This is a genomic window from Paenibacillus sp. LC231 (genome assembly GCF_001860525.1).
In the GTDB taxonomy this organism is placed as follows: domain Bacteria; phylum Bacillota; class Bacilli; order Paenibacillales; family Paenibacillaceae; genus Paenibacillus_AQ.
This window is the reverse complement of the sequence record NZ_JFOM01000010.1, coordinates 132,373-159,370: the sequence shown is the minus strand read 5'-3', so window position 1 is coordinate 159,370 and position 26,998 is coordinate 132,373. Positions and strand designations below refer to the sequence as shown.

18 protein-coding genes are annotated in these 26,998 nt (G+C 49.7%); 16 read left to right on the top strand and 2 right to left on the bottom strand.

Annotated features, from left to right (window positions below; translation table 11 throughout):
• The first annotated feature begins 8 nt into the window (after positions 1 to 8).
• The 13 genes from AK95_RS06795 to AK95_RS06735 all read left to right on the top strand — a co-directional run bounded on the left by AK95_RS06795 (position 9) and on the right by AK95_RS06735 (position 19,134).
• Positions 9 to 1,541, top strand: a complete 1,533-nt coding sequence (locus AK95_RS06795; protein ID WP_071219221.1) for an ABC transporter ATP-binding protein — start codon at positions 9 to 11, stop codon at positions 1,539 to 1,541.
• Complete coding sequence (locus AK95_RS06790; RefSeq protein ID WP_071219220.1) at positions 1,534 to 2,589, top strand: ABC transporter permease; 1,056 nt, start codon at positions 1,534 to 1,536, stop codon at positions 2,587 to 2,589. Before AK95_RS06795 ends, AK95_RS06790 begins: the two co-directional genes overlap by 8 nt.
• Before the next feature lie 6 nt (positions 2,590 to 2,595).
• The gene (locus AK95_RS06785) at positions 2,596 to 3,549 is read left to right on the top strand and encodes an ABC transporter permease (RefSeq protein WP_071219219.1); all 954 of its coding nucleotides are present in this window, start codon (positions 2,596 to 2,598) and stop codon (positions 3,547 to 3,549) included.
• Positions 3,550 to 3,731: 182 nt separating this feature from the next.
• On the top strand, positions 3,732 to 9,986 hold the full coding sequence (locus tag AK95_RS06780; RefSeq protein WP_071219218.1) for a 5'-nucleotidase C-terminal domain-containing protein: 6,255 nt from the start codon (positions 3,732 to 3,734) through the stop codon (positions 9,984 to 9,986).
• A gap of 414 nt (positions 9,987 to 10,400) precedes the next feature.
• Positions 10,401 to 11,183 (top strand): glucose-1-phosphate cytidylyltransferase, encoded by a 783-nt coding sequence (gene rfbF / locus AK95_RS06775; protein ID WP_071219217.1) that lies wholly within the window; start codon positions 10,401 to 10,403, stop codon positions 11,181 to 11,183.
• Positions 11,184 to 11,236: 53 nt separating this feature from the next.
• On the top strand, positions 11,237 to 11,935 hold the full coding sequence (locus tag AK95_RS06770) for an LbetaH domain-containing protein (RefSeq protein ID WP_071219216.1): 699 nt from the start codon (positions 11,237 to 11,239) through the stop codon (positions 11,933 to 11,935).
• Complete coding sequence (locus tag AK95_RS06765) at positions 11,932 to 12,834, top strand: NAD-dependent epimerase/dehydratase family protein (protein ID WP_071219215.1); 903 nt, start codon at positions 11,932 to 11,934, stop codon at positions 12,832 to 12,834. Before AK95_RS06770 ends, AK95_RS06765 begins: the two co-directional genes overlap by 4 nt.
• Positions 12,835 to 12,842: 8 nt before the next feature.
• The gene (locus AK95_RS06760) at positions 12,843 to 13,925 is read left to right on the top strand and encodes a class I SAM-dependent methyltransferase (RefSeq protein WP_162487546.1); all 1,083 of its coding nucleotides are present in this window, start codon (positions 12,843 to 12,845) and stop codon (positions 13,923 to 13,925) included.
• 64 nt (positions 13,926 to 13,989) lie between these two features.
• Entirely contained in the window at positions 13,990 to 14,565 is a 576-nt protein-coding gene (gene rfbC / locus AK95_RS06755; protein WP_071219213.1) for a dTDP-4-dehydrorhamnose 3,5-epimerase, read from the top strand.
• A complete protein-coding gene (locus AK95_RS06750) occupies positions 14,558 to 16,384 on the top strand; it encodes a glycosyltransferase family 2 protein (RefSeq protein ID WP_071219212.1) in 1,827 nt (608 codons plus the stop codon). The genes rfbC and AK95_RS06750 overlap by 8 nt, the downstream gene beginning before the upstream one ends.
• Positions 16,385 to 16,421: 37 nt before the next feature.
• Entirely contained in the window at positions 16,422 to 17,507 is a 1,086-nt protein-coding gene (gene rfbG / locus AK95_RS06745; RefSeq protein WP_235613033.1) for a CDP-glucose 4,6-dehydratase, read from the top strand.
• A gap of 152 nt (positions 17,508 to 17,659) precedes the next feature.
• Positions 17,660 to 18,148 carry an RNA polymerase sigma factor gene (locus AK95_RS06740; RefSeq protein WP_071219211.1) on the top strand — a complete coding sequence of 163 codons (489 nt, stop codon included), beginning with the start codon at positions 17,660 to 17,662 and terminating at the stop codon, positions 18,146 to 18,148.
• Positions 18,148 to 19,134 carry a hypothetical protein gene (locus AK95_RS06735; protein WP_071219210.1) on the top strand — a complete coding sequence of 329 codons (987 nt, stop codon included), beginning with the start codon at positions 18,148 to 18,150 and terminating at the stop codon, positions 19,132 to 19,134. Before AK95_RS06740 ends, AK95_RS06735 begins: the two co-directional genes overlap by 1 nt.
• A 129-nt stretch (positions 19,135 to 19,263) precedes the next feature.
• Here the strand turns inward: AK95_RS06735 and AK95_RS06730 are convergent, their stop codons facing one another.
• Positions 19,264 to 20,139, bottom strand: coding sequence for an AraC family transcriptional regulator (locus AK95_RS06730; protein WP_071219209.1), 876 nt, complete (start codon positions 20,137 to 20,139; stop codon positions 19,264 to 19,266).
• A 153-nt stretch (positions 20,140 to 20,292) separates the two neighbouring features.
• Here AK95_RS06730 and AK95_RS06725 point away from each other — a divergent pair, with 153 nt between their 5' ends.
• Positions 20,293 to 21,612 carry a sulfatase-like hydrolase/transferase gene (locus AK95_RS06725; protein WP_071219208.1) on the top strand — a complete coding sequence of 440 codons (1,320 nt, stop codon included), beginning with the start codon at positions 20,293 to 20,295 and terminating at the stop codon, positions 21,610 to 21,612.
• 115 nt (positions 21,613 to 21,727) lie between these two features.
• Here the strand turns inward: AK95_RS06725 and AK95_RS06720 are convergent, their stop codons facing one another.
• Complete coding sequence (locus tag AK95_RS06720) at positions 21,728 to 23,644, bottom strand: beta-N-acetylhexosaminidase (protein ID WP_071219207.1); 1,917 nt, start codon at positions 23,642 to 23,644, stop codon at positions 21,728 to 21,730.
• 439 nt (positions 23,645 to 24,083) lie between these two features.
• On the opposite strand from AK95_RS06720, the gene AK95_RS06715 reads away from it, so the two are divergent.
• Together AK95_RS06715 and AK95_RS06710 are read left to right on the top strand one after the other, a co-directional pair.
• Positions 24,084 to 25,097 carry a LacI family DNA-binding transcriptional regulator gene (locus tag AK95_RS06715; RefSeq protein WP_071219206.1) on the top strand — a complete coding sequence of 338 codons (1,014 nt, stop codon included), beginning with the start codon at positions 24,084 to 24,086 and terminating at the stop codon, positions 25,095 to 25,097.
• Positions 25,098 to 25,255: 158 nt separating this feature from the next.
• Entirely contained in the window at positions 25,256 to 26,926 is a 1,671-nt protein-coding gene (locus tag AK95_RS06710) for an ABC transporter substrate-binding protein (protein ID WP_071219205.1), read from the top strand.
• The last annotated feature ends 72 nt before the right edge of the window (positions 26,927 to 26,998 follow it).

The window sequence follows — 26,998 nt, the reverse complement described above, 5'->3', positions numbered from 1 at the left end:
CCAAAACCATGGACTATGTTGTCGAGATGGTGGGCATCCGCAAGGAATTTCCCGGGATCGTAGCCAATGACGATATTACGATTCGGCTGAAGAAGGGTGAGATTCATGCGCTGCTCGGTGAGAACGGGGCGGGCAAGTCCACCCTGATGAGTATCCTGTTTGGCATGTATCAGCCTGACCGTGGCGTAATCAAAGTCAACGGCAAGGACGTGCGGATCTCGAATCCGAATGTCGCGAACAAACTCGGAATCGGGATGGTGCATCAGCATTTTAAATTGGTTGAGCCGTTTACCGTGACCGAGAATATTATTCTGGGCAGCGAGACGCGCAAGTACTTCTTCGGCTTGGATGTGAGATCGGCTGCCAAACGGGTCGAGGAACTGTCCAAGCGATACGGCCTCAACGTAGACCCTTATGCCAAAATCGAGGATATCTCGGTCGGGATGCAGCAGAGAGTGGAAATCCTCAAAATGCTGTACCGCGACGCGGAAGTGCTCATATTCGACGAGCCGACCGCGGTGCTGACCCCTCAGGAAATCGAAGATTTGCAGGGCATTATGAAAAACCTGGTCAATGAAGGCAAATCGATCATTCTGATCACCCATAAATTGAAAGAAATTAAAGCGGTTGCGGACCGCTGCACCGTCATCCGCCGAGGCAAGACGATCGGCACCGTTGAAGTGGCAGACACGAGCCGCGAGGCTATGGCCGAAATGATGGTGGGCCGCAGCGTCTCCTTTAAAGTGGACAAGCAGGAGAGTCGCCCGGGCAACACCGTTCTCGAGATTAAATCACTTACGGTCAAGAACAGCAAGAAAGTCGATGCGCTCAAAGCCTTTAGCCTGGACCTGCATGCCGGGGAGATTGTGGGTATTGCAGGCGTGGATGGGAACGGTCAATCGGAACTGATCGAAGCCATTACCGGACTTCGCGAGGCCGAGAGCGGAACGGTGAGCTTGAATGGTAAAACGCTCAACGGTCTTTCTGTCCGTCAACGGAATGAAAGCGGAATCGGCCACATTCCGGAGGACCGTCAAAAGAGGGGACTCGTGCTGGACTATACCATTGAAGAGAATTTGATCCTCGAGGTGTACAACCGCCCACCGTATTCCAAGAACGGGCTGCTGCAGCCAGCAGCGATCCGCAAGCATGCGGAGCATATCATTCAGAGCTTTGATGTGCGATCCGGAACGGGCGGCCGGTCGATCGTGCGTTCGATGTCCGGCGGTAACCAGCAAAAAGCGATCATCGGCCGTGAGGTAGAGCGCGATCCGGATCTGCTTATTGCCGTTCAGCCGACCCGGGGCCTTGACGTAGGCTCGATTGAATATATTCACCGTCGTCTGATCGAACAGCGGGACAAGGGGAAAGCCGTTCTGCTGGTTTCCCTGGAGCTTGATGAAGTGCTGAATTTATCGGACCGCATTGCCGTTATCAATAACGGTGAACTGGTAGGTATCGTTAAAACCTCCGAAACGAACGAAAGAGAGCTCGGACTGATGATGGCCGGGTATCAAAAAGAGGAGGCACCACATGAATAACAGCGTAAAATCGTTGCTTGCCGTCCTGTTCGGACTTATTGCGGGGGCACTGCTTATGGCGCTGACCGGACATAATCCGGTAGAAGGGTATAAGTATCTTATCCAGGGTGGACTTAAGAACCCCGAGCGGATCGGAAATACGCTGGCGACGGCGACTCCGCTTATTTTGACCGGTTTGTCCGTGGCATTTGCCTTCCGTACCGGACTGTTTAATATCGGTGCCGCGGGCCAGATGCTGTTCGGTGGCTTTTGCGCAACGGCTGTCGGCCTCTCGCTGGACCTGCCGCGGGCGCTTCTCCTGTTGGTCATGGTGCTGGTCGGGTTTATCGGCGGTGCGCTATGGGCGGTTGTCCCAGGGTTCCTGAAGGCTAAATATAACGTACATGAGGTCGTATCCACGATCATGATGAACTGGACCGCCTACTGGACCGTTTATTATGTCATTCCGGGTTACTTCAAAGGGGCGAGTCTGGAGACGGAATCGCGTCAGCTTCCGCCGGAAGCCATGCTGCATCAGCAGTGGCTTAGTGACATGTTCCAAGGTTCTTATGTCAATCTGGGCTTTTTTATCGCGGTCATTGCTGTTCTGGTCGTCGCTTTCCTTATTAACAAAACAACGCTTGGATACGAATTGAAGGCGGTCGGATTCAACCGTCACGCTTCCGAATATGCGGGTATCGCTGTCAAACGCAGCATCGTACTGTCCATGTTCATCTCCGGCGGCCTCGCGGGCCTCGCGGGAGTTGCACAGTATGCGGGGAATGCCTCCAGCATGCAGATCGGCATTCTGCCGAGCCAGGGATTTGACGGGATTGCCGTAGCTCTGCTCGGAATTAACGCACCTATCGGTGTTTTGGTATCGGCACTGTTCTTCGGGATTCTCTACTCGGGCAGAGGGTTTATGAATGCCATGACGGAGATTCCGCCGGAAATCGCCGATTCGATTATCGCCATCATTATCTATTTTGCGGCAACCAGCATCTTGATCGAACGACTATACCGTAAATTGAAGCTGCGTCGCGCGGCTAATAAAAAGCAGGGGGAGTAAGGACATATGTGGACAACGATTGAACAGATTTTTCCGTATGCCATCGCTTACACGATCCCGCTTTTGATTACCGCCCTGGGTGCGCTGTTCAGTGAACGAAGCGGGGTCGTCAATATCGGCCTTGACGGCTTGATGATTGTCGGTTCTTTCATCGGAGCCTTTGTCATATTCAAAATGCAGGCCCAATGGCCCGGCCAATCGTGGGTATTATGGGTAGGACTGTTGGCAGCGGCCGCAGCGAGTGCGCTATTCTCGCTATTGCATGCCTTTGCCAGCATTAATCTCAGTGCCAACCAGATTATAAGCGGTACGGCGATCAATATGATCGCGGGTGCCCTGACGATATTCCTTGCCCGTAACATTACGGGCAGCGGCAAGATCAGCATTACGAATGGTTTTGCACCGTTTGATTTTCCGGGTCTGTCCAAGATTCCGATCATCGGGGATTTATTCTTCACGAAAACCTATGCCACGACGTGGTTGGTTCTGATCTTGCTTTTGGTAAGTGCATTTGTACTGTACAAAACGCCGTTCGGTCTGCGACTCCGGTCCTGCGGCGAGCATCCGCACGCGGCCGAAGCAGCAGGTATTAAGGTACAGTCCATGCGGTATGTCGGCGTCATGATCTCGGGTGCTTTTTCCGGACTCGGGGGAGCTGTCATTCTGTTGACGTATTCCGGCGAATTTACGGGGAACGTGGCAGGACTCGGGTTCCTGGCTCTGGCATCCTTGATCTTCGGACAATGGAAGCCGCTCGGCATCCTGCTGGCCACCTTGTTCTTCGGATTTGCCACGACGGTAGCCAACGTATCACAGGTCATTCCGTCTTTGGCGGTAATCCCGCCGGTCATTCTCAAGATTTTCCCTTATGTTGTTACACTGATCGCGCTCGTGATTTTCTCCAAATCCTCGAATGCGCCGAAAGCCGTAGGGGAGCCGTTCGATTCAGGTAAACGGTAACGTATTGCGCAAGTCGATGTAAGCCAAATAGAACCTCTGATATGCCTATCCAGCTTTGGGTTTAGGTCTATCGGAGGTTTTTTTACATCCAGCATACTTTAGGTTAGAACTCCCAAAACATATCTGGTATATATAGTAAATAAGGTAAGAAAATTTAATAGAATAGAGGAGTGAAAACCTGAATGCGCATTCGATTACATCGGTGCCAAAGACCGTTAAGTGTGCTTTTGGCTATCGTGATGCTTCTGAGTATCATCGTTCCTTTCAGCCCGGTGAAGGTGGCGGAGGCTTCTCCCCGGCATGACCAGGTTGTGATCAGCCAGGTGTACGGTGGCGGCGGGAATAGCGGAGCCGTTTATACGCATGATTTTATCGAATTGTTCAATCCGACCAGCAGTCCGATCGACTTGACAGGCTGGAAGGTACGTTATGCAAGCGCAACAGGCACTTTTAACGGCACGACCTCTTTAACTGGTATTATAGAGCCTTATGCTTATTATTTAATCCAGCAGCAGAGTAACGGCTCGGTAGGTGGTTCTTTGCCGACAGCTGATGCTGCAGGAACACTGAACTTAAGCGGCTCTAACGGAAAAGTTGATCTGGTAAACGCCGCAGGCGATCGTATTGACCTCATTGGCTATGGATCGGCCTCAGAATCTGAGACGAGCCCGACCGCAGTTTTATCCAACAGCACGGCTGCGATCCGCAAGGAATTGACCGTTGGTCAAAATGATCGCGGCCTCGACACGGATAACAATGTCGCTGATTTTACCGTTACCAAGCCGGAGCCTCGGAACAGCTCGAGCCCGAAGACACCGGTCACTCCTAGTACGGGTTTAGGGCCAGTAACCGCCAATCCGGAGCCTAATGCCTGGCCAGCCGGAACGGAGATCACGCTGAATCCTCCTACGGTGGGCGCTTCCGTTTATGCGGATGTGTATCTGTCCGGTGGGAACGGGTCCGGCTTTCAGCTTGTCAACGGCCCGATCACGCTTAACGAGCCTACGCGGGTGGATGCCTATGCAGTCCAGGATGGTTTACCGGATGGACCGGTCTCCTCGTTCCAATATGATATTTTAACGCAAACGTCCGTTGCTGATGCCCGCAGCAAGGCAAAAGGCGAGCATGTCTGGACGGAAGGCATCATTACGCATATCGAAGGCAGAGAAACCTACATTCAAGATGACACGGCCGGTATCGTGCTCTATGACTACCCGCTTAATGCCAGCGTTGGCGACCGGGTGAGCGTGGCCGGCGTGATGGAGATTTACAACAATCTTCAGGAGATCAAACCGCACGCCTTGCTGCCCCATGACGTAACGGGTGCAAATGCAGGAGTGCCGCAGGCTCTTCAAATCACCGGAGCTGATCTATCTGCAGCTTCGGGAGAGACTTATGAAGCGCGACTTGTCTACCTGGACGATGTTACCATCAAGTCCGAAAATAGACCTGGGGAATATACGGCCGAGCAAGGCGGTCATGAATTCATCATCTATTCCGGATTGTCCAAGCTGAAGACGGTGAAGACCTTCAGCCGCGTCACGGGTGTGGTGAAGCAGTTCGGCAACATCTATGAGTTAATTCCTTTAGGCGAGAATGCCTTAATCGAGGACATGTTCTCCGTGATCGCAAGTCCGGGTGCCGGACCGATAATCATTGGAGGGACGGTGACGCTGTCCAGCCCTACGCAAGGGGCAAGCATCTATTATACGCTCGACGGGTCAGTCCCGACGACAGCGAGTACACAGTACAGCTCGCCGATTCAAATAGACCGTGACACGACCATCAAAGCGATTGTTGTCTCGGGGGCGAATGAGAGCAAGGTATACGAATTTGCTTACAAGGCGACACAGCAACCGCGTATCGCGGATATCCAAGGCGAGGAACATACTTCGCCGTATACCGGACAGATAGTAACCGATATTGAAGGTGTTGTAACCCAATACGGTTACACGTTCTCTAACGGCAATATCAAGGGATTCTATATCCAGGATCCGAAGCCGGATTCCAATCCGGATACCTCGGATGCGGTTTTTGTGTATTCCACGGATCCAAACCGGCCTCAAATCGGAGATCTGGTGAGTGTAACCGGAAAAGTGGCCGAGTTTAACGAGGGAAGCTCCAGCAACCTGACCTCCACTCAAATCGAGCTGCAATCCATCAAGAATCAGGGTCAGGGTCAACAACTGCCGGACCCTGTTACCTTAGGTAAAGGCGGGCGCCCGATTCCTGCCGCCATTATCGATAATGACAGCATGGCAACGTTCGATCCAGAGGAGGATGCCATCGACTTCTACGAGTCCCTCGAGGGCATGCTGGTCAGACTTCCGCAGCCAACGATCATTAGTCCGTATTGGACAAGCGGCGGTACCTACAACATTGCGACCCGTGTTGAGAATGATATCGCGGATGTCATTACGCCAGCCGGCGGACTGGTCCTGAAAGAGGAAGGGAATTTCAATCCGCAGCGTCTCCTGATTGCTTACGGCAATCCGGGACAAGAAGTGGGCACCGGCGATACATTTGCCGATGATGTGATCGGCGTAATCGGTTATAACAGTGGCAATTTCAAGGTGATTCCGGCTAAAGGCGAATTGCCTGCAATCCACAGCAGCTCTTTTAAGCAAGAGGTATCCACGATCGACGTGAAAGACGAACAGCTCACAGTAGCGACGTATAATATCGAAAATTTCTATCCGGGCGTAAGTTCCGCCAAAATCAACAAGCTGGCGGAGTCGATCGTAAACAACATCAAGTCTCCGGATATTATTGGTCTTGTCGAAGTACAGGATAACAACGGGGAGCAGAACAACGGAACTACCGCGGCAGATCAAAGCTACCAGACCTTGATTAACGCCATCAAGGCAGCTGGCGGACCAACCTACAGCTTTACCGATATTGATCCGGTGAATAATAACGACGGGGGAGCGCCGGGAGCGAACATTCGGGTCGGATTCCTCTATAACACCGATCGTGTCCAGTTATCGGACAGTGTAAACGGCAAGAAGGGATCACCGATTGAATCGGTGGCTTATGATGGGGCAAAGGATCAGCTGACTCTGAATCCGGGCCGAATCGAACCGCTGAACCCTGCATTCAACGCATCGCGTAAGCCTTTGGCCGCGCAGTTCGAATTCCAAGGGGAAAAAGTGATCGTCATTGCGAATCATTTTAACTCGAAATCCGGAGACCAAGGACCTTTCGGCAATACCCAGCCTCCGGTTCTCTCCAGCGAAACGCAGCGCCATCAGATTGCAGCGGTTGTGAACAGATTCGCGAAAAGCATTGTGTCTGCTAACCCTGACGCTAACGTCGTTGTTCTGGGAGATTTGAATGATTTCCAATTTACCGAGACGGCGAACATTTTGAAAGGCAACGAATTGGATAATCTGATCGATACGCTTCCGCCCGAAGAGAGGTATACCTACACGTATGACGGAAACTCGCAGGTGCTGGATCATATTCTCGTCAGCAAGAATTTGACTCGCTCTACGCAAGCCGATGTCGTGCATCTGAACGCCGACTTCCCGGCTTCCAAGGGCCGCGTATCGGATCATGATCCGGTCGTCGCCCAGATTGACCTGAAGGAAGAAGCCGTGGACGGCTTCCCGCTGACCATTTTGCATATCAATGACACGCATGCCAATCTGGACACCGTGAGCTCGCCGGATAACATTGCGCGCCGGGTTACGGCAATCAAGGAAGCCAAAGCGAATGCGGTCAACCCTCTGCTCGTGGATGCAGGGGATGTATTCTCCGGCACGCTGTATTTCAATCAATATTTGGGACTCGCCGATCTGGAGTTCATGAATTTGGTTCAATATGATGCCATGACTTTCGGTAACCATGAGTTCGATAAAGGATCCGAGGTGCTGAACGATTTCATCGAGCATGCGGAATTCTCGTTTGTTTCCTCGAACGTGAATTTTTCGGCCGATGCTTTATTGACCCAGAAATTCAAGAATGAAGTGACCCGGGATGCCAAGGATGCAACCATCTATCCAGCCATCATCATGGAGGTAGACGGGGAGCAGGTTGGCCTCATCGGAATGACAACCGAAGACACGGCGAACATCGCTTCGCCTGGAGACGTAACATTTGAGAATGCGGTGCAAAAGGCAAAAGACACCGTAGCGATGCTGCAGAATGAAGGTATCAACAAAATCGTCGTACTGTCGCACCTCGGTTATGACGTGGATGTCAACCTTGCGAAGGAAGTCGAGGGCATCGACATCATCGTGGGCGGCCACAGTCATACCAAGCTGGATCAGGCGGTCGTGGACCGTTCGGACAGCGAACCGAAGCTGATCGTGCAGACAGGTGAAAAAGGTCAATTCTTAGGTCAGCTTGAGGTCGTATTTGACGACGAGGGTGTCCTGCAGGAGTGGAACAGTAACCTCATTTCGGTTGACGAGAAAGATAGCGCCGGCCAATATGTGATTCAGCCGGATCAAGAGGCGCTGCAAATTCTGAATACCAAATATAAGCCGGGTGTGGAGCAGTTAAAACAAACGGAGGTTGGTACGACAGAAGTGAAGTTGAACGGCGTTCGCGCCGATGTCCGCACGAAGGAAACGAATCTCGGCAATCTGATTGCCGATGGCATGCTGGATGCGGCGAAAGCCGCTGGAACGAATGCGGTCATCGCCCTGCAGAACGGCGGCGGCATCCGCGAATCCATTGAAGCAGGCAAAATCACGATGGGTGACGTCATGACGGTTCTTCCGTTTAACAATGATCTGGTAACGATCACGCTGACGGGCGCCGAGATTAAAGAAGCCATGGAGAACGGGGTTTCCAAGACGCCTGCTGCGGATGGCCGCTTCCCGCATATCGCGGGCATGAAGTTCTATTATGATTCGACCAAGCCTGTTGGATCACGCGTCCTGCGCATCGAGGTGAAGGGCAAGAACGGATATGAGCCGATCGACATGAACAAATCGTATGAGGTAGCGACGAACGCATTTACCGCTAAGGGCGGCGATTTCTATGCTTCGCTCGAGAAGGCCTATCTGGAAGGGCGCGTGAACCTGCTTTATAAGCCTGACTATGAAGTATTCTCGAATTACGTGAAAAAAGTAGGCACCATCACGGCCAAGACCTCCGCCGTCGAAGGACGGATTACGGACTTGAAGGGAGCGCCGCTTCCAGGTGGTCCGGGTGAGCCTGGGCCGGGCAACCCTGGAAATCCGGGCACGCCTGGGACTCCGGGGCCGACGACGCCTCCCGTAAACCCATCGAACCCTGGCACCACGCCGCCGGCAGAACCGGGCAAGGTAAAGGTTCCGGTTAAGGTGGAGAACGGCGCGGCTGCAGGCAGCGTGACCGGAGCGACCATGAAGGAAGCCCTGAAACAGCCTGTTGGCGGAAAAGTTACCGTAGAGGTAACAAGCACGCAGCCAATCTCTTCTTCATCCATAACCATCGATAATGAAGCACTACGGGCATGGATTGACCAGACAAACGCGCAGGTGCTGGTGGTAGCAACGCCTTACGGAAGCTATGAGCTTCCGAAGACGGAGATCGATCTTCAAGCGCTGGCAGCCCAAGCCGGCTCGGACATGAACAGCCTTCAATTGGTCATTCAGCTTGCTATCGATAATGATGCCCTTAAATCAGCGGCGTCCAAAGGATATAATGCAATACAAGCTGTGAGCTATACCGTGACGGTGAAGTCCGGTAATGGCAAGACTGCCACGTTGGACGCATTCCAATCGTATGTAAAGCGGTCCCTGAATGTCGACAAGTCGCATGCGTTGACGGATATCGCGGTCGTCCGAGTGGATGGAAACGGCGAATACACGCCAGTACCATTCAAGGTGAACGGCCAACGTATCGATATTTATAGCCGCACGAACAGCACGTACCTGGTGTTGCAGAACCCGGTAACGTTCCAGGACATCGCGTCCCACTGGTCCAAGGGTGAGGTTGAATCGCTTGCGGCCAAAATGATCGTAACCGGGCGCACGGAGCAGACCTTTGTTCCGAACGCACCGGTCACTCGGGCCGAGTTCGCAGCGCTTGTTGTCCGGGCACTGGGACTTTCTGCAGACGCTGCGTCAGGCAGCTTCCAGGATGTGGCTTCATCCGACTGGTACGCCGGAGCAATCCAGGCAGCAGTCGATGCCGATATCATTAACGGCTACACGGACGGCACCTTTAAGCCGAATCGGACGATCACGCGCGAAGAGATGGCCGTGATGGCCTACAACGCACTGGAGTATGCCGGATACAACCCCGTGGACGCGGCAAAAGCTCATTTTGCCGATGCGTCCTCGATCGGTGCTTGGTCTCAGGTGGCGGTGTATGAATTGGCGAAACTTGATATTCTGAACGGAGATCCGAAGCAGCGCTTCCACCCTAAATCGAATGCCACCCGCGGCGAAAGCGCCGCTGTGCTCCATCGTTTGATGCAGGATTTGACGTACGTGAAATAAACAGGTTCTATAGCGGCTGGATGCATATTGAACTAGCAATCTGCGTGAAATAGGCCGAAATATGATTAAGAGGGGGCTTACCTTTAGGGGGAGCCCTTTTTTTACTGTTAATAGTTTCTCTTGGTTGAAGGTATCAATCTTTCTGTAGGAAATTTAACTGCTTTGTATTGAATAAGGATTTTATTGTTTTTGTTATGGAGTTATAGCTTGCTATTAAAAAGTATGTCAGAGTTATGCTGTCATCTACTTGCAATGAACTGTTACCACGTATTTCTAATTAATTATTATTGGTTATTTTGTCGATAAGTAGATGAGGAGCAAACATCTTTGTAATTGAAAGATTTGAAATAAATAACACAGGCTAAAGTTATAGGACTAACAAGGCATTAAAAATCGAGTAGGGAAGTGAACAGTATGAAAGTTGTCATCTTGGCAGGCGGAAGAGGAACACGAATAAGTGAAGAGTCTCATCTTAAGCCTAAACCTATGATTGAAATCGGAGACGCACCAGTATTGTGGCATATCATGAAGACATACTCTCACTATGGATATCATGAATTCATTATTTGTCTTGGTTATAAAGGCTATATCATCAAGGAGTACTTCGCTAATTATTACCGACATATGTCCGAAGCGGTAACCTACGATTTTACTTCTGGCAATACTGTCGAGGTGCATCAGAACACGGTAGAACCATGGAAGGTTACTTTGGTAGAGACGGGTCTAAACACCATGACGGGTAGCCGTATTAAGCGAATTGAGCCTTATGTGGGTAACAATCCTTTTATGCTTACGTATGGGGATGGTTTGGCAGATATAAATATTGATCAGCTTGTTCGCTGCCATAAAGAAAGCAGTAAACTTGCGACCATTACAGCCGTGCAACCGGACGGCCGATTTGGGCGGCTGGAACTGGATGGCGATACGGTTACTGGATTTACTGAAAAGGTTAGAGGTGATGGGGGTTGGATTAATGGAGGGTTCATGGTGTGTGAACCCCAAGTATTCAACTATATCAAAGATAGGGATACAACGATCTTAGAACAGGAGCCTTTGCAAAATTTGGCACGAGATGGTGAGTTAAATGTCTACAGGCATGATAGTTTCTGGCAGCCAATGGATACTCTGCGTGAAAAGATTGTCCTTGATGGGCTTTGGGAAAGTCAAAAGGCACCTTGGAAAATATGGAATACCTAGTATAACCAAAAGTCGAAAATGAGTTGGAAATATTACTATTCTAGGAGTTTATTATGTTTAAACTGACTCTTTCAAAGGAAGATTTGCAAAATTATGTGTTTCATCAGGTGAGTCATTTTTTTCCGGATAATCGTTTGTCTCCCAAGGACACATTATTTAACCGGTCATTTAATCTAGCCTTGGAGCGCTCGGAGTTTTGTTTTCAACATATCGCTTTAAGGTCGTTTCATCATGAAGGAACTACCTATTTTTCACATCTCCATTCCGATCAATACACATTATTCCTGTGGTTTTTGTCTAATTCGACATGGAGGGAGTTTGAGACTGAGGAGATCGCGTCCAAATTCTTTTACTTAAATAAGGCGTTAAACGGTGTTGTATGTATGTATGATGCGGGAATGCCTGATATCTTTCTTGTTGTACATGGTGGTGGTGTAGTGTTAGGTAAGGCGGTTTATAGTGATTTTTTTGTATGTTATCAGGGATGCACCGTAGGCGCAATAAATGGTGTTTATCCTGTTATCGGCAAGGGGGTGGCCATGGCCCCGCAATCAGCAATCGTTGGTGACTGCTGTATCGGCGACCATGTGACGATCGGAAATCAAGCCTTATTACGTAACACCAACTTGAACAACGGATCATTATACTATCGTCATACAGATACTGGTCAGCATATAACACAGCAAACGGATAAACCCTGGGCACAGTCTTTTTTTAATGTACCCATTCTGCAAAATGGAGGAAGTTCATGAAATCAAAAACCATATTGATTAGCGGTGCTAATGGTTATATAGGGCTTCATATGGCCCAGTATTTAAGAACGCATCATTATAATGTTATGACTGCTACGAGAGATGGAGAAGGAGATCTTAGAATGGACTTCTCCAAACCGAATGAAGTGGCATCGTTGATTAGTAATGGAATCGATACAATGATCCATACGGTTTCACTAAACGAAATGCTTTATAAAACAGATCCTTACCGAGCTTTGTCTGAAAATGTAACTGGAATCCGAGCAGCTCTTGATTTCTGTAAAAATAATAATATTAAGAATTTTATATATTTTTCGAGTTTTCATGTTTTTGGTGTACAGGAAGGGAAATTGACAGAGAGCACTCCTGTCGCTCCAAGTAACGACTATGGATTGGCACATTATACAGCTGAACAAACTGTTAGGATGTACGATAGAACTAATCTGCTAAATGCATGGATAGTCAGGCCCTCTAATCTATTTGGAGTCCCCGTAAACCTTAATACATTTAAACGTTGGAATTTGATTCCGTTTTTATTTTGCAGGGAAGCTGTAGAGAATAACACGATAACGCTTTTGACTCCAGGGAGCCAACTTCGTAATTTTGTAGGTGTGTCGGATGTATGTAAGAAAGTGATGTGGATATTGGAACAAAGACCAAAAGAGCGGTTATTTCATGCTTACGGAAATGAGACGATGAGTGTTTTACAGTTCGCCTTATTAGTTCAAAAGGTCGCATTAGAGACTTTCGGAATGCCCGTACGAATCATTCGCCCCGAGGGAAACAACCAAGTTGCTGACTTTGACTTTACTAGTGTAAACGAACAAAAGGGCTTGGAACCAAATGATAAGGTGGAGACTTTTGTCATCGAACTATTCAAAGCCCTTCTCACCAGGTAACGAAAGGATTGATTAACATCATCTGTAATATTTGTGGTCAAACATGTGCTTTTGAGGAGAGATATACTCGAGCACCTCATAGTTTAATGAGTGTATATAACTCGAATAAACTGATTTTACGCGATCTGGAGATTTATCACTGTGATTCATGCGGGCATACTCAGATTCCGGTGCACATTGCTGAAGAGTATTACCAAGATTATTCCATGGGCTCCTTTTGGGGAGCTAGCTTCAAGCGCATCCGGGAACGTCAACTTGAGCGCATAGCGATGCTGGCGCCGGCACGTGGACGATTCTTAGATATTGGCTGTGGTGTCGGACATTATTTAACACTAGCTAGGAACCATTTTGAAGAACTATTTGGGGTTGAGCCATCCATTACTAGTGCTATGAAAGCACGGCAACAAGGATTTACAGTCATAAACGACTATTTCCATGAAAAGTTAACCTTTGAGTCGGGATTTGATGCAATAAGTATAATTGAAGTGCTTGAGCACCTTGAGCAGCCTGCAGTTCTGTTTGCTCAAGCAGCCCAACTATTGAATGAAAATGGCATTCTTCTAGTGGAGGTTCCCAATGGACAACGTATCGTGGAAAAGCGCCTATATTATAATTTATGTACCGACCACATCCAATATTTCTCTGTTACTAGCCTGACAGCAATGGCACATAGAGCAGGATTGACAGTAGTTTGCGTGCAAGAGTCAGCAGACCCGAATTTGCTAGAATTATATGTGAAAAAGGCCCCCAAACCCCGCTTCACTTTTAGTAGTAAACGACAATTAGGGCTCGATCAGCTTGTTTCAAAACTTTCAGCAAATGCGAGAGTAGCGGCATGGGGTGCAGGAGCGGAGTCGACTTGTTTTCTTGCAATGCTGGAGGAGAAAGTTCATATTGAATGCCTGTTTGACAGCGACCTTACTAAACAGGGACACCATATTGCGGGTATTCCCATCATTAAGCCAACTTCCGAATATGTTTGTTTATTTGACACCATTATTCTTTTTGCAAATGCACATAAACAGCAAATCCAAGATCAACTTATACAGCTAGGGTTCACTGGAACACTATCAACTTTTGATGTAGGTTAATTTTGGCTACCTATAAAAATGTTTAAAAGTTCAGGCGGAATTTCAGGTTATAAGGGGGAGCAGCATGTTAGTTCATACTACACCGCTTAAAAAAGCGGCAGTAATCGAAATGGAGCCCATTCAGGACAGTCGTGGTTTTTTTGCTAGAAGTTTTTGTAAAAAAACGTTGGCTGAGCATGGAGTTTCTTTTGAAGGAGTTCAATCGAATGTGGCGTTTAACCATCAAGCAGGGACGCTAAGGGGGATGCATTTCCAGGTACCTCCTTTTTGTGAGCAAAAGATCATCTCTTGCCATCAAGGAGCCATCTATGATGTTATCATTGACCTAAATCGGGATAGTCCTACATTTGGGAAATGGTTCGGGCTTACGTTATCTGCCGAGAACCATTTATCTCTATATGTACCCAAGGGATTTGCCCATGGATACCAAACGCTGACCGAAAATGCGAGCATTCATTATATGGTCAGTGAGTACTACGCTCCTACTCATGAATCTGGAGTTCGTTGGAACGATCCTGCTTTTGAGATAGAGTGGCCTCATGTGGAAGATCTCATTATTTCACAGAAAGACAAGCAGTGGAGAGACTTTGATTTTAATACAGATGGCATGATTTTGTCTGAAGGAGAAGGACATGGATAATAATATAGCAGCGCACATTCTTGGTAATTTAGAGGTTGGACATGAAGGTATCTGTTATTTAGAAAATTGCATCCAACAAGGTGAGCTAAGCCTATCCGATTTAGCCGTGTTGGATACAATGGTTGAGCTGCTGGATGTAATTGAAAACGTGACAATGGAAGTGTCTGTTCCTAATCGGATAAAAGATATCAATGCTAATATTCTATTTTATATAGAACAGCTCAAACAGAATGCAATAGATGAAAATATCGAATCTTTTTTATATGATTTTCGTTTTCACTTTCGCTCTCTTTTTCGGATATTGGAGTTCGAAATTGCCTATATCTTGGAGAATTTTGTCTCTAAGAAGGACTATCCGCGTTTTTATCCAGAGGTAGGCATCATCGATCATGATGATATCAGGGCAAAGGGCGAAAAGGCACATTGCAAAGTAAGTGTCATTCTGCTCGCTTACAATAATTTGGTTTATACACGGGATTGTGTTGAAAGCATTTTGAGGAATACGGATGATGTGGAATACGAATTGATATTGGTAGATAACGGCTCTACGGACGGAACAAAGGAATATTTTGATTCCGTACCTGGCGCAAAGGTTATTCATCTGAAGTATAACATCCATCTTGTGAAGGGCTTCAATATTGGTTTGATGGCGGCGGAAGGAAAGTATTGCGCTGCTGTATGTAACGATTTTATTTTTACGCCGAATTGGTTGAGAAATCTGATGATCTGCATTGAATCGGATCCTGGTATTGGGTTTGTGTCCCCGGGGGCTACCTCCATTTCTAATATGCAGCAAATTTCAATTCCATTTAACTCAAAAGATGATTTTCAGGAAAAGGCCAGAGAATACAATGTAAGTGACCCTTCAAAATGGGAAGAACGTGTGGTGTTGCTGCCCAATGTTTTATGTTGCCCCACGGCATTATTGGATCGGATCGGATATTATGACACCCGCTTTTTTCGTGGCGAATTTTTAGATGACGACATTAGCTTCCGAATTAGACGAGCAGGATACAAGCTTGTTTATTGTGCGGATACGGTGACTCATCATTACGGTAGCCTAACAACCGCCAGTGATCATCAGACGAATTCTATGGAAGAAGGAAGGAAAACTTTTGCGGAGAAATACGGTTTGGATGCATGGATGGATGCGCGAATGAATCTTGCTCATCTGAGGATAGATTTCAGTCAGCTATCAGCTGTTGAAACAATACTTGGAATTGATGTAAAATGCGGTGCTACTCTGCTTCAAATTAAGAACCGCATTTGGTCCAATCATGGTATTAAGCCACGTGTATCTGTCTGTGCAACGGAACACCAATATGAAATGGATGTACGTTCTATTGCGGAAAAGGTATTTCTGCTTGATCATATCTATCAGTTACCGGAAGAATTGAATGGGACAATCGATTTGGTTTATATTGAGAAACCCTTGGATTGTTACTCTGAAGATTTGGATTCCATCTTCAGCGCTATTTCAAAGGTCATGAGTGTTAACGGAAAAGTAATTTTTATGGTTAACAATAGTGCGAGTATAGAAACATTATATGAAATGCTTTCTTCTTCGCATACCGTACACAATCGCAAAATCTATATACGTGACGTACTTTGTTTGCAGGCAAAAGCACACGGGTTTGAGCAATCTTCAATTATTAGTTTCGTACCGGAGCGGAGCTCGCAAAGCAAACAGGTTATTAAGGACTTCGCAATGTTTCTTGCTGGAGGACGGCAAGCGGATATGAATTATTTGGAGTCGTTATTGGAATCCAATGTTGGAATGTACCAAATGAACTACCAGCCGGCGGAGCAATCGGTTTAATTCTTGCAGAAACTAAATTTAAATCAGGAGTGCCTATATGATGAAATTAGGTATGGTGGAGCATACTTTCTGGGCGGGCAAGAAGGTGTTCCTTACAGGACATACTGGCTTTAAAGGAAGTTGGCTTAGCATTTGGCTTCATAGTATGGGAGCCGAGGTGACAGGGTATTCATTATCAGCCCCTACCTCCCCGTCTTTGTTTGAATTGGGAAATGTTGAGGAAGTTTTAGTAGAGTCAGTTATTGGTGATGTTACTAATTTAGAGATGCTGAGGCGTTCCATGCAAAAGGCAGACCCGGAAATCGTTATACATATGGCCGCGCAGCCACTAGTAAGGAAATCTTATGAAGATCCTGTCCAGACTTATCAAACGAATGTGATGGGCACAGTAAATCTAATGGAGGCCGCGCGTACTTGTAGTTCGGTGCGTGTAATCCTCAACGTAACAACGGATAAATGTTATGAGAACCATGAGTGGCATTGGGGGTACCGTGAGAACGAGCAGCTGGGAGGGTATGATCCATATTCAAGTAGTAAAGCATGCTCAGAACTAATAACCTCAGCGTACCGTCGTTCTTTTTTGGAATCAACAATGGTCAGGGTGGCCACTGCAAGAGCCGGCAATGTAATAGGAGGGGGCGACTGGGCAGAAGATCGGTTGATTCCTGACCTGATAAGAGCATTGACAAACGGAGAGCTCATCCAAATCCGGAATCCCGAGGCGGTTCGACCTTGGCAACATGTACTTGAACCGTTATCTGGATATCTAATGCTTTGCCAGCAGCTGTACTTGGATGGTGAGGAGTATGCGCAGGCTTGGAATTTTGGACCTCAGGATCGTGATGCCAGGTCTGTTCAATGGATTGTCACTCAAATGTTAAGTAAGTGGCCGCATCAACATCCTGGCTATCAGGTGGTTAATCTGAATTCTAAACATGAAGCAAATTTGCTTAAGTTGGACTGTTCAAAAGCATCACATGAGCTCAATTGGAACCCTAGGTGGACATTGGATCGGGCATTGGATGCTACTATCCAATGGTTTGAGGAATATTTGCAAGGTAAGGATGTAAGAGAACTGTGTAAGCGTCAGATTACTGAATACGAGCGTGAGGGTTTATCCTAGACTTTAGGACTTTATAGAGGGCTTATAAAAACACTCAATGAGCGAGAAGGGCTCCCCCTTGGGGTAGCCCTTTTAAATTCGAAAAAATCCGTAAACAAAATGTGACCGATCCACGTCCATAACTGTGTTAAGGGTAAAAGGAGGTCTAGGCGATGCAGATCGATTCGCTCCGGCCGGGCGGAGATATTACGGAAACTTATGAATTATATGGCGATATGCTTTTTAAAATAGCGATGGTGTACCTTGGGAACAAACAGGATGTCGAAGAAGCCATTCAAGAGACGTTCATTAAACTGATATATAAAGCGCCTGACTTCAGCGACCAGGAGCATAAGAAAGCCTGGCTCATTCGGGTGATTACGAACCACTGCAAGAATATGCAAGGGAGCCTGTGGCGCAAGCGGGTAACCAAGATGGAGCATATGAACGATTATTTTGTCGAACCGTCGGAACGGACGCTGATGGATAACGTCATGAGTTTGCCGTTCAAGTATAAGTCGGTCATCCATCTGTTTTATTACGAGGATTATTCCGTTAAGGAAATCGCCGGGATTTTGCAGATTAACGAGTCTGCGGTCAAGATGCGTCTTCAGCGCGGCAGGAAGCTGCTGCGCATGGACTTGGAAGGAGAGGACGATTGATGAATCGGAAGGACTACAAATCATTGATAGATCGAATCGGACCTGACAAAGGATTGGAGGAGCGGATTATGAAAGGAATGAAACAAAATCAGCGTCAAACGACCAGAATGAGCCGAATGGGGGTCGCCGGCGTCACTGCGGCCGTTATGTTGGGGCTGGTGGTAGTAGCTTCGCTAGTATTGAATCTTGAGAACGAGCCAGCGAACAGCGATATCCCGGTGGTTCAACAAGGGACTGGGGAGAATACCCCGCCGACCGCGAAGGTTGGTCATGATCCGGTAACCATTCCGAAAATCGAGCTTCCGGACGAGAGCAACGTCAAAGCCGACATGATCGGTTTGGTTGTATACCAGGGCAATATCTACACCCAAACCGGTACGCAAATCACGCCGGACATCGCCAAACAGCTGCGGGGCGACAAGCTCGGACGGTCGAAGTCGGGGATTACGGAATGGAGCTCCTCTGATGATTACACGGAGTTTGCTTCGACGATCGGCGAAATGGATATTTTCACGGTTAAGGGATATGACGCCGATTTTAGAATCATGTCCTACATGGAGCACGACGGGGAAGTCTACGCCGAATTGTATGAGCACCTCAACGGGATTACGGTGGCCAAGGGCGAGGATATCATCGGCAAGCTGAATTTAATGGGGAACATGACTTCGGTTAAATGGCAGGATTTCGACAGCTGGAACATGGGCGAGAGTAAGCTGCGCGAGCTTGCCGACGATACGGCGGTGCAAGCCTTCGTTGAGGCTTTAAATGAGGCAAAGCCGGTAGCGGCGGACGCTTTGTTTGAGCAAGGGATCTACGAGACCGGGCCTAGCCAGCAGAAATTTCTGTATATCCAGCTGCAGGACGGGACGGAAGTCCAGTTAAGACTGTTCAAAGGCGGCCAATATGTGCGATATGCCAATACGCCTGTGTTCTTTCAATTGGAAGGCGAGGCCTTTACCACGCTGTGGGGGCTGATGGAGGAATAGGTTGTCCTGACGTTTGTAGCAACGAAAAAAGATAATGTAAAAAGACCAGAGGCTATCCCTAACGGATGGCCTCTTTTCGTTGCTGTAGGATCGATAACGGCGATCCCTTTATCGTATGGCGGTTCCTTGTTATTCGCTTGTTCTCGAAGATGGGCGGTTCGCTTTCACGAATGCGCTCGGCGTCATTCCGAAATACCGGGTAAAGGCGCGGGAGAACGTAAACAAATCCGAATAACCCAGGGATAAAGCGGTCTGCGTGATGCTGGTTCCCTCGGCGGATAACAAACGGGTCGCTTTCTCCATGATCAACTGCTGCATGTAGCGGGACGGAGAAATGCCGTATCGGCGGGTAAACGCGCGGGTGAAGTGACTTCGATGCACGCCGGCCCAGGCGGCAAGTTCCTCCACGGACAGGTTCTCCGTGCAGTGAAGTCCCATATATCCGGGGACGGACTCGAGCCAGTCCGAAGCAGCCGAAGCAGCGGGAAGGTGCTGGTCCCGGTTGGGATCGATGCTGTGGATCAACTGGAATCCCAGCGACATCAGCTGAAGGCTATGGTCCTGCTGGGGCTGTCGGAGCAATCGCTGAATGTCCTTGATGACAGCCAAGGCATCGTCCCTGAAGGCATTTTGACGATAAGGCCGTTCCGGACATAAATCGACATGCTTCAATATGGACGGCATCAACTCGCCCATAAAGGCCGTCCAGGTGATCATGGTAGACGGCTCGTCGCAGTCCTTGACATACGTATAGACCGAGCCGGGGAAGAGGCAGAAGAGATCGCCTTCCGAGAGGGAGACGCTGCTGCCGTCCCATCCGAACCGCACCTTGCCGCTGGCAACGAAATGTATACTATAAAATTCGACGGACCGGGGACCGACTTTTTCGGTGAAAAAGGGGTGGGATCCGGATTTGAATATCCATAATCCCAGTTGTGTCTCAAAGTGAGCCGGGTTGTTAAAGTATTCTTCTCGGGATGGCCGCTGATTCACTGTTAAACTCATGTGTCCTCCTTCCACATATACCGATCAATTCTTTTGTTACTACTATGATGCAACATATTGTATAACGATTGCAAAGATGGAGCATTCCGTATTCGTCCGCCAAAAGGTACGATGATGAGGAACAAGTCGAGCATAGTAGAGGTGAATGGAGATATGAAACAACCGAATTTTATCGTGATTTATTGCGATGACTTAGGGTATGGAGATCTTGGATGCTACGGTTCGGACACCGTGATAACCCCGCATTTGGACGGGTTGGCTGACGAAGGCATTCGTTTTACGAATTGGTATTCGAATTCCCCGGTCTGCTCTCCGTCACGAGCCTCATTATTGACGGGCAAGTACCCGGCCCGAGCGGGAGTCGGCGAGATTCTGGGGGCGAAGCGCGGTTCGCATGGACTGCCTGCCGACGAGGTGACGTTGGCCAAGGCGCTCAAGCCTGCCGGGTACAGGACGGCGCTGTATGGAAAATGGCATTTGGGCTTGTCTGAGGAAACCAGCCCGAATGCGCATGGATTTGATGAGTTTTTCGGATTCAAGGCAGGCTGCGTCGATTTTTACTCGCACATTTTTTACTGGGGCCAAGCCCATGGCGTCAACCCCCTGCATGACCTATGGGAGAACGAAACGGAGGTTTGGGAGAACGGCCGGTACATGACCGAGCTGATCACGGAACGATCGGTTGATTTCATTCAGCGGTCGCGGGAGCAGGAGGCTCCGTTCTTCTTGTTTGCGTCGTACAATGCGCCGCACTACCCGATGCATGCACCGCAGGAATATATGGACCGGTTTGCGCATTTGCCTTGGGATCGGCAGGTCATGGCCGCCATGATTGCCGCGGTGGACGACGGCGTCGGGGAGATCGTGAAGGCCTTGAAGGAAACCGGCTGTTACGAGGATACGGTCATTTTCTTCTCCAGCGATAACGGACCGTCCTCCGAGAGCCGGAACTGGCTGGATGGAACGGAGGACGTGTATTACGGGGGAAGCGCGGGGATATTCCGGGGGCATAAAGCAAGCCTGTTCGAAGGCGGAATCCGCGAGCCTGCCATATTGAGCTGGCCGAACGGATGGGAAGGCGGGCAAGTGCGGGATGAAGTGGCGGCTATGATGGACATCGCACCGACCTTTTTGGAACTGGCCGGCGTCGATCCGGCGGCAGGACGGCTTCAAGGCGTTGCGCTGGACGGAAGCAGCCTGAAGGAGATGCTGCAAATGCGCGAGCCGTCGCCGCATAAGCAATTGTTCTGGGAGTATCAAGGCCAACTGGCTGTCCGGGAAGGGGATTGGAAGCTGGTGCTGAACGGAAAGCTCGATTTTGACCGCGTGGTTCCGGATCAGGTTCACCTGTCCGATCTGTCCAGGGATCCCGGGGAGCGCTCCAACCTGGCGGACCGTTACCCGGAGATCGTGGAACGGCTTAGCCGGCATGTGCGAGACTGGTATGAGGAAGTGCAGCGGCACGGATCCTGAGCGTGAATAGAGCATACCATTTAAGCCTCACGATATATGCAAAAAGCCCCGGCAACCGGGGCTTTTTATTATGCTTTTGTGATTGGTATGAGCTGATAAAGGCCAGCCGAAACCCTTAAAAAGGATTCAGCACATGGTAGAACACGTTTGGCGAAGCCATGCGGTAATAATGGCTGCACCAGCCGACGCCCTTATGATTGTCGCGGTTGGTTGTGCTGAACACCAGCCGTTCCTGCTCAAGTTCCTCGATCCGTGCCGTCCGTCCCTCCACGTATTCCAGAATGCGGAACGCTGCGGTGTCCAGGCGGGTGATGACGCCGCCATAGCGGATGTCGATGACCTCCCAGCCAAAGGGCTTGAACATCCGGTGCCACTGCGTGCGGTGGGCAATGCGTAGCTCTTGCACGGCTTTGGAGATGGCAGGGAGCACGTTTTTGGCCATATGCCTTAAGGTATCGACGTCCTTGGCATCATAGGCTTGCTTCAGCAGAATGCCGATTTCGCTCTTGCGTTTGAGGACGGCGCTCAGCTTCTCCGGCATCTCGAACAGATAGTCCAGCTCGGCCGTGCTATCGCGCTTCGCGCGCAGGTTTTGCTCCAGCTCGGCATAGTGGTTCGAGAGGTCCAGGCCTTCGATCTGTTTGTCGAACATCCCGAGGAGCACATCCTGATACAGCAAAAATTTCGACGGGTTGCTCTGCTTGGCGTTGTTTGGCTCCTGGCCGGGAATCTCGTCCAGATCCTTCAGCAGGAGGAACGCCTCCATGTCGATGCCCGTACAGAATTTCACCCGTTCCGCCAACTGAGCCGGGGAAGGCTTCTGTTCCGAGTAGGCATGCTCAGCATAAAGCTGCAGACCGAGCAGCGCCGCGAACGGATTTCCTTCGTTGCCGTCATCGCCCCACATCGTGGCGTATACCTCGCGGATTCCTTCCTGCTTGCACACTTGAAGCGCAACATTCGAAGCGTTCAGGGACAACCCGTAGTTGACGCCGAATGTGTTAAAGATCCAGACGGCTCCGGCAAACACGAGGTTACAGCCCAGCGGGCGGTGATTGGCGATCAGCTTCTCATAGTCCTCCGGCTCCATGTGGGTATAGTCCCAGTACACCATGTCCACATCCTTCGGGATGCGGCGGGCCATATCCTCGGGAATCGAGGTGTCCTTGTCGTAATACGCCGCATCGCCGCCTCCGCCGGCAGCAAGCTTAAGGAACATGTCGCTCCACATCATCGGCTTCAGGCCGCGCTTGCGGACGGCAGCCAGGACTTTGTCCAGATGGGCGATCATAATGTCGAAACGGCTCACATAACCGTTGTGATCCAAATATTTACCTCGTCCGAGCTCCTCCGCTTCGTCCATCCCGATATGAATCTTGTTGCTGCGGAACGGAGCGCTGGCAGCCTCGATCATCCGTTCAATCAGGGAGTCGGTCTGCTCGCTGCCGACCAGCAGGGCACCCTTCGTATCGCGGTAATGCTTGATGGGCTCCCACTTCAGAAACTCTTCCAGGTGCGCCAAGGTTTGGATGCTTGGAAAAGCCTCGATGCCGAATTGATCGGCATAATCGTCCATCTCTTTCAGCTCCGCCTGCGTGTAGCGACCGCGCATATAACCGAAATACGGCTCGTCTTTGATCTCATAAGTGTCCTCCATGTACAGCATCACGCTGTTCATGCCCATCAGGGCCATTTTGTTCAGCATGAGCTTGAAGCTGTCCACGGTCAGCACGGCGTTGCGGGACAGGTCGAACATCGGGCCGATCTGGTCAAATTGCTGGCGTTCGTGAAGGTGGAACGAATCGCTTTGTCGGCTGTGTTGAACCAGTAGGCCGAGTCCCCGGAAAAATTGATGTTTTCGTCCGAAACGAATATAGGCGTGGTCTCGGTCCCTGCCGACCTCCAGATCGCCATCGGACAAGGCTACCTCAACGGAGATGCCGTTATCCCCAAGCTCGACGCCAAGCTCATCCAGCAGCAGCTGAATGCCTGGCATAACATCCGTAACAGCGCCCTCGAAACGAAATTCCATATGAATTCCCCCTGCATCCATGATTTTGCGAACATTAAACATTATATCATTATAATGTTTAATGTTATGGGAATCGCCGCTGGAAATCAATCCTTTGTTTGCAAAGTTAGGGGAGTTATCTCAACCTATTTTAAATGTACACCGGTTCCTGGACGAGCTATTCATTTACGAATTCATTAAAAAAAGAACAGAAAACAGGATTGACACTGCCGATAACCCGGTGTATTTTATATACAAATCGTTTTTGCAAAAACGTTTTGTATCATGAGTACATCAATCATTGCGTCATTCGATGATTCTTTCTTCAACGCGATAGCGCCGTAATCGGCTAATATCTGATAGCGTTTACATATGGTGATTTGAACTCTGCAGTTTTACAGCCCCTGCATTTATAGTCTAATCAAATGTTTTCCTATAATTTTGGATAAGGATGATCATGATGGCAGCAACCATAAAAGACGTCGCCCGGGAGGCCGGCGTAGCGGTTTGTACCGTGTCGTTTGCGGTCAATGGCTCCGCGCATGTAGCGGAAGCGACCAAGAAGCGGATATTCGATGCAATCGAGAAGCTGAATTACCGGCCGAACCAATCCGCGCGCGGATTGGTTACGAAGAAAACGAACAACATCGGCTTGGTGGTCGAGGATACGGTGGACGGATTGGAGAATACCATTCTCCTCGACGTCGTCAAGGGGCTTGGGGAGGCGACGGGAGACAACAATTACGATTTGCTGTTGTCCTTTCAGAAGCCGAGTACGAATAAATTGGCGGATCACCTGCTGGACGTCTACCGCAAGCAATCGGCGGATGGACTGATTCTGATGGGAGCTGCAATTAACCAGCCGTATGGGGAGCTGATCAAGAACCGGTTTCCTTTTGTCCTGCTCGGGAGGCCGGCGATGCCCGGCGTGTGTCACAGCGTCAATGCGGATAACGAGCAGGGCGCCTATGAAGCCGTTAAATATCTGATCGGCAAAGGTCATCGCCGGATTGCGCTCATCACCCCATGCTCGCTGGAAGTGGATGCCTCGCTGGACCGGTATAACGGCTACCGCCAGGCCATGGAGGAATTAGGCGACGGGTTCGATGAGCGGCTGGTGGAGATCGGTTCCTTCGAAGAAGACAGCGGGTATACGGAAACGGAGAAGCTGCTGAACGGAGTCGAGCGTCCTACCGCCATCATCGCCGGACGCGACGTGATCGCTTCCCGCGTCGTCGAGAAGGCTCAGGAGCTGGGTTACAAGGTGCCGGAGGACCTGGCGGTGATCGGATTCGATAACACGGCCGTGTCCCAGTTGGCCCGGCCATCCATTACATCGATCGAGCTGCCGATGCGGCAGATGGGCCTGGAAGCAGCGAAGCTGTTAATGCAGCTGATTGACGGCGAAATTCGTTTTGACGATATTCAGACGATCGTTTTGCCGTGTACCGTCATTGAAAGAGAATCGACCTGAAAACGGATATTTTCGTTGGACGATTCTTTTTTTTGAAGGGTGCAAAAACGTTTTTGCACCCTGTTATCCTTGAAGGGAGTGATGCGGGTCCAATTTAGACATCTAAGACTTCACATAAATGTAAGCGAATTCATTAAACGCTTAGGGGAGTGAACGTCATGATCCATTTTAGAAAAATCGTAAGCCTCATTTTGATTTCCTCACTAATGATCATCATCGCAGCGGGCTGTACCAGCAGCGGCCCCAATACCGCCAGCCCGTCACCATCCGAACAGCCTACCCCAACGGATAACAAAACACCAGCCGAACCAGCCGGAGAAGATACGGAAAAACCTAAAAGCGGCACGATCCAAATATCCTTGCGCGGTGCCTCAGCCGAGGTTTGGGGCAAGGTAGCCGACGCTTACATGGCTAAGCATCCGGACGTGAAGGTCGTCGTGGATATCAAGCCGGCCGAGGGTTACCGCGAATGGCTGCAGGCTCAGTTTGCCGCCGGAGAGCCGGAGGCCGATTTTGTGAACACGAATGAAAACAGCGACCTGAACGAAGACCAGAAATTCGTGGACTTCAAGCCTTGGCTGGAGACGGAGAACCCCTACACCGGAAAGCTCTGGAAGGAAAGCTTCAACCTGGACGGCATGGGCGTCAATCTGGATGACCCTAACCTGCAAACTTTGCAAGCGCTTAACTTTGAATCGGTACAAATCCTCTGGATGTACAACAAAGAGTTGTTCGAGAAAGCGGGGATTACCGATACCCCTAAAACGTTCGATGAACTCATCGCGACCTACGACAAACTGAAGGCGGCGGGTCATATCCCGTTCACGATCGGCGGCAACGCGCTCTCCCTGTGGAGCGGTCAGGCGGGCTGGCTCATGCGCATTTATCCGGACCAGTACTTCCGCGATTACGTGGAGCTGATCAAATCAAAGCCGGAAGATTATACGTACATGCCAAACATCGACGATAACTGGAAGTTCGACCTGAGCGACCCGTACAACGATTCCCGTTCCAAAGTATCGACGAACGAGCTGCGGATGTACCAGGCTATTAAGAACAAAGTCGGCCCGTATAAAGTCGAGGGCAATCCGGCCTGGCGCGAAGTCATGACAAATCTGAAAACCTTGTTCAGTTACGCGCCGGACGGTTTCATGGGCATGTCCGAGGAGCAGGCCTACAAGCTCTTCCTGACAGGCAAGGCCGCAACCATGGTCGCGCTTCCGTCCTCCTATTGGCAGCTTCCGAAGGATTTTGCCGATGCGGAAAAAACGGGAGAGAGCGGCGGCGTGAAATCCTTCGACTTCGGATTCTTCAACATGCCCTCCATGGAAGGGGAGCTGGTCCAGGCTCCGGCGAGAACGATTCATATCTACACCGGCTTCTACGGCTTCGTGAAGAAGAATGCGGAGCAAACTGCCCTGAACGTCGATTTCATGATGTATTTGACCAGCCCGGAAGGGTATAAGGTGTACCTGGAAGCCGTCCAGAATTCCAAAGACGCCTCCCTGAACGGCGCGCCGCTGCTTAACGACATCGAGCTGCCGGAAGAAATGAAGAAGACGTTCGAATCGTTTGACGCGATCGGGAACACGGAAGGGCTGAACAGCCCGGGCAACGTGTTGGCCCGCGGTCTCCATGACTATCAGCCGTCCGTGCAGAGCTATATCGGACTGATCTCCAAATACTTCAACGATGAAATCGATGTGGATCAGCTGCTGAAGCAGTACCAGGCGGATATTGACGCCAAATTCGAAGCCATGCTCAAGGAACGCAAAAAAGAACTCTCCGATATCGAGAATCCGGAGCGTCAGCCGCCTGTCAGACAGTAGCATTAGAAGGCTGTAAATGGCTGTAAATGGCTGTAAGGCGCAGGGCTTCGCCCTCATCGGTGGAGTTCTGCG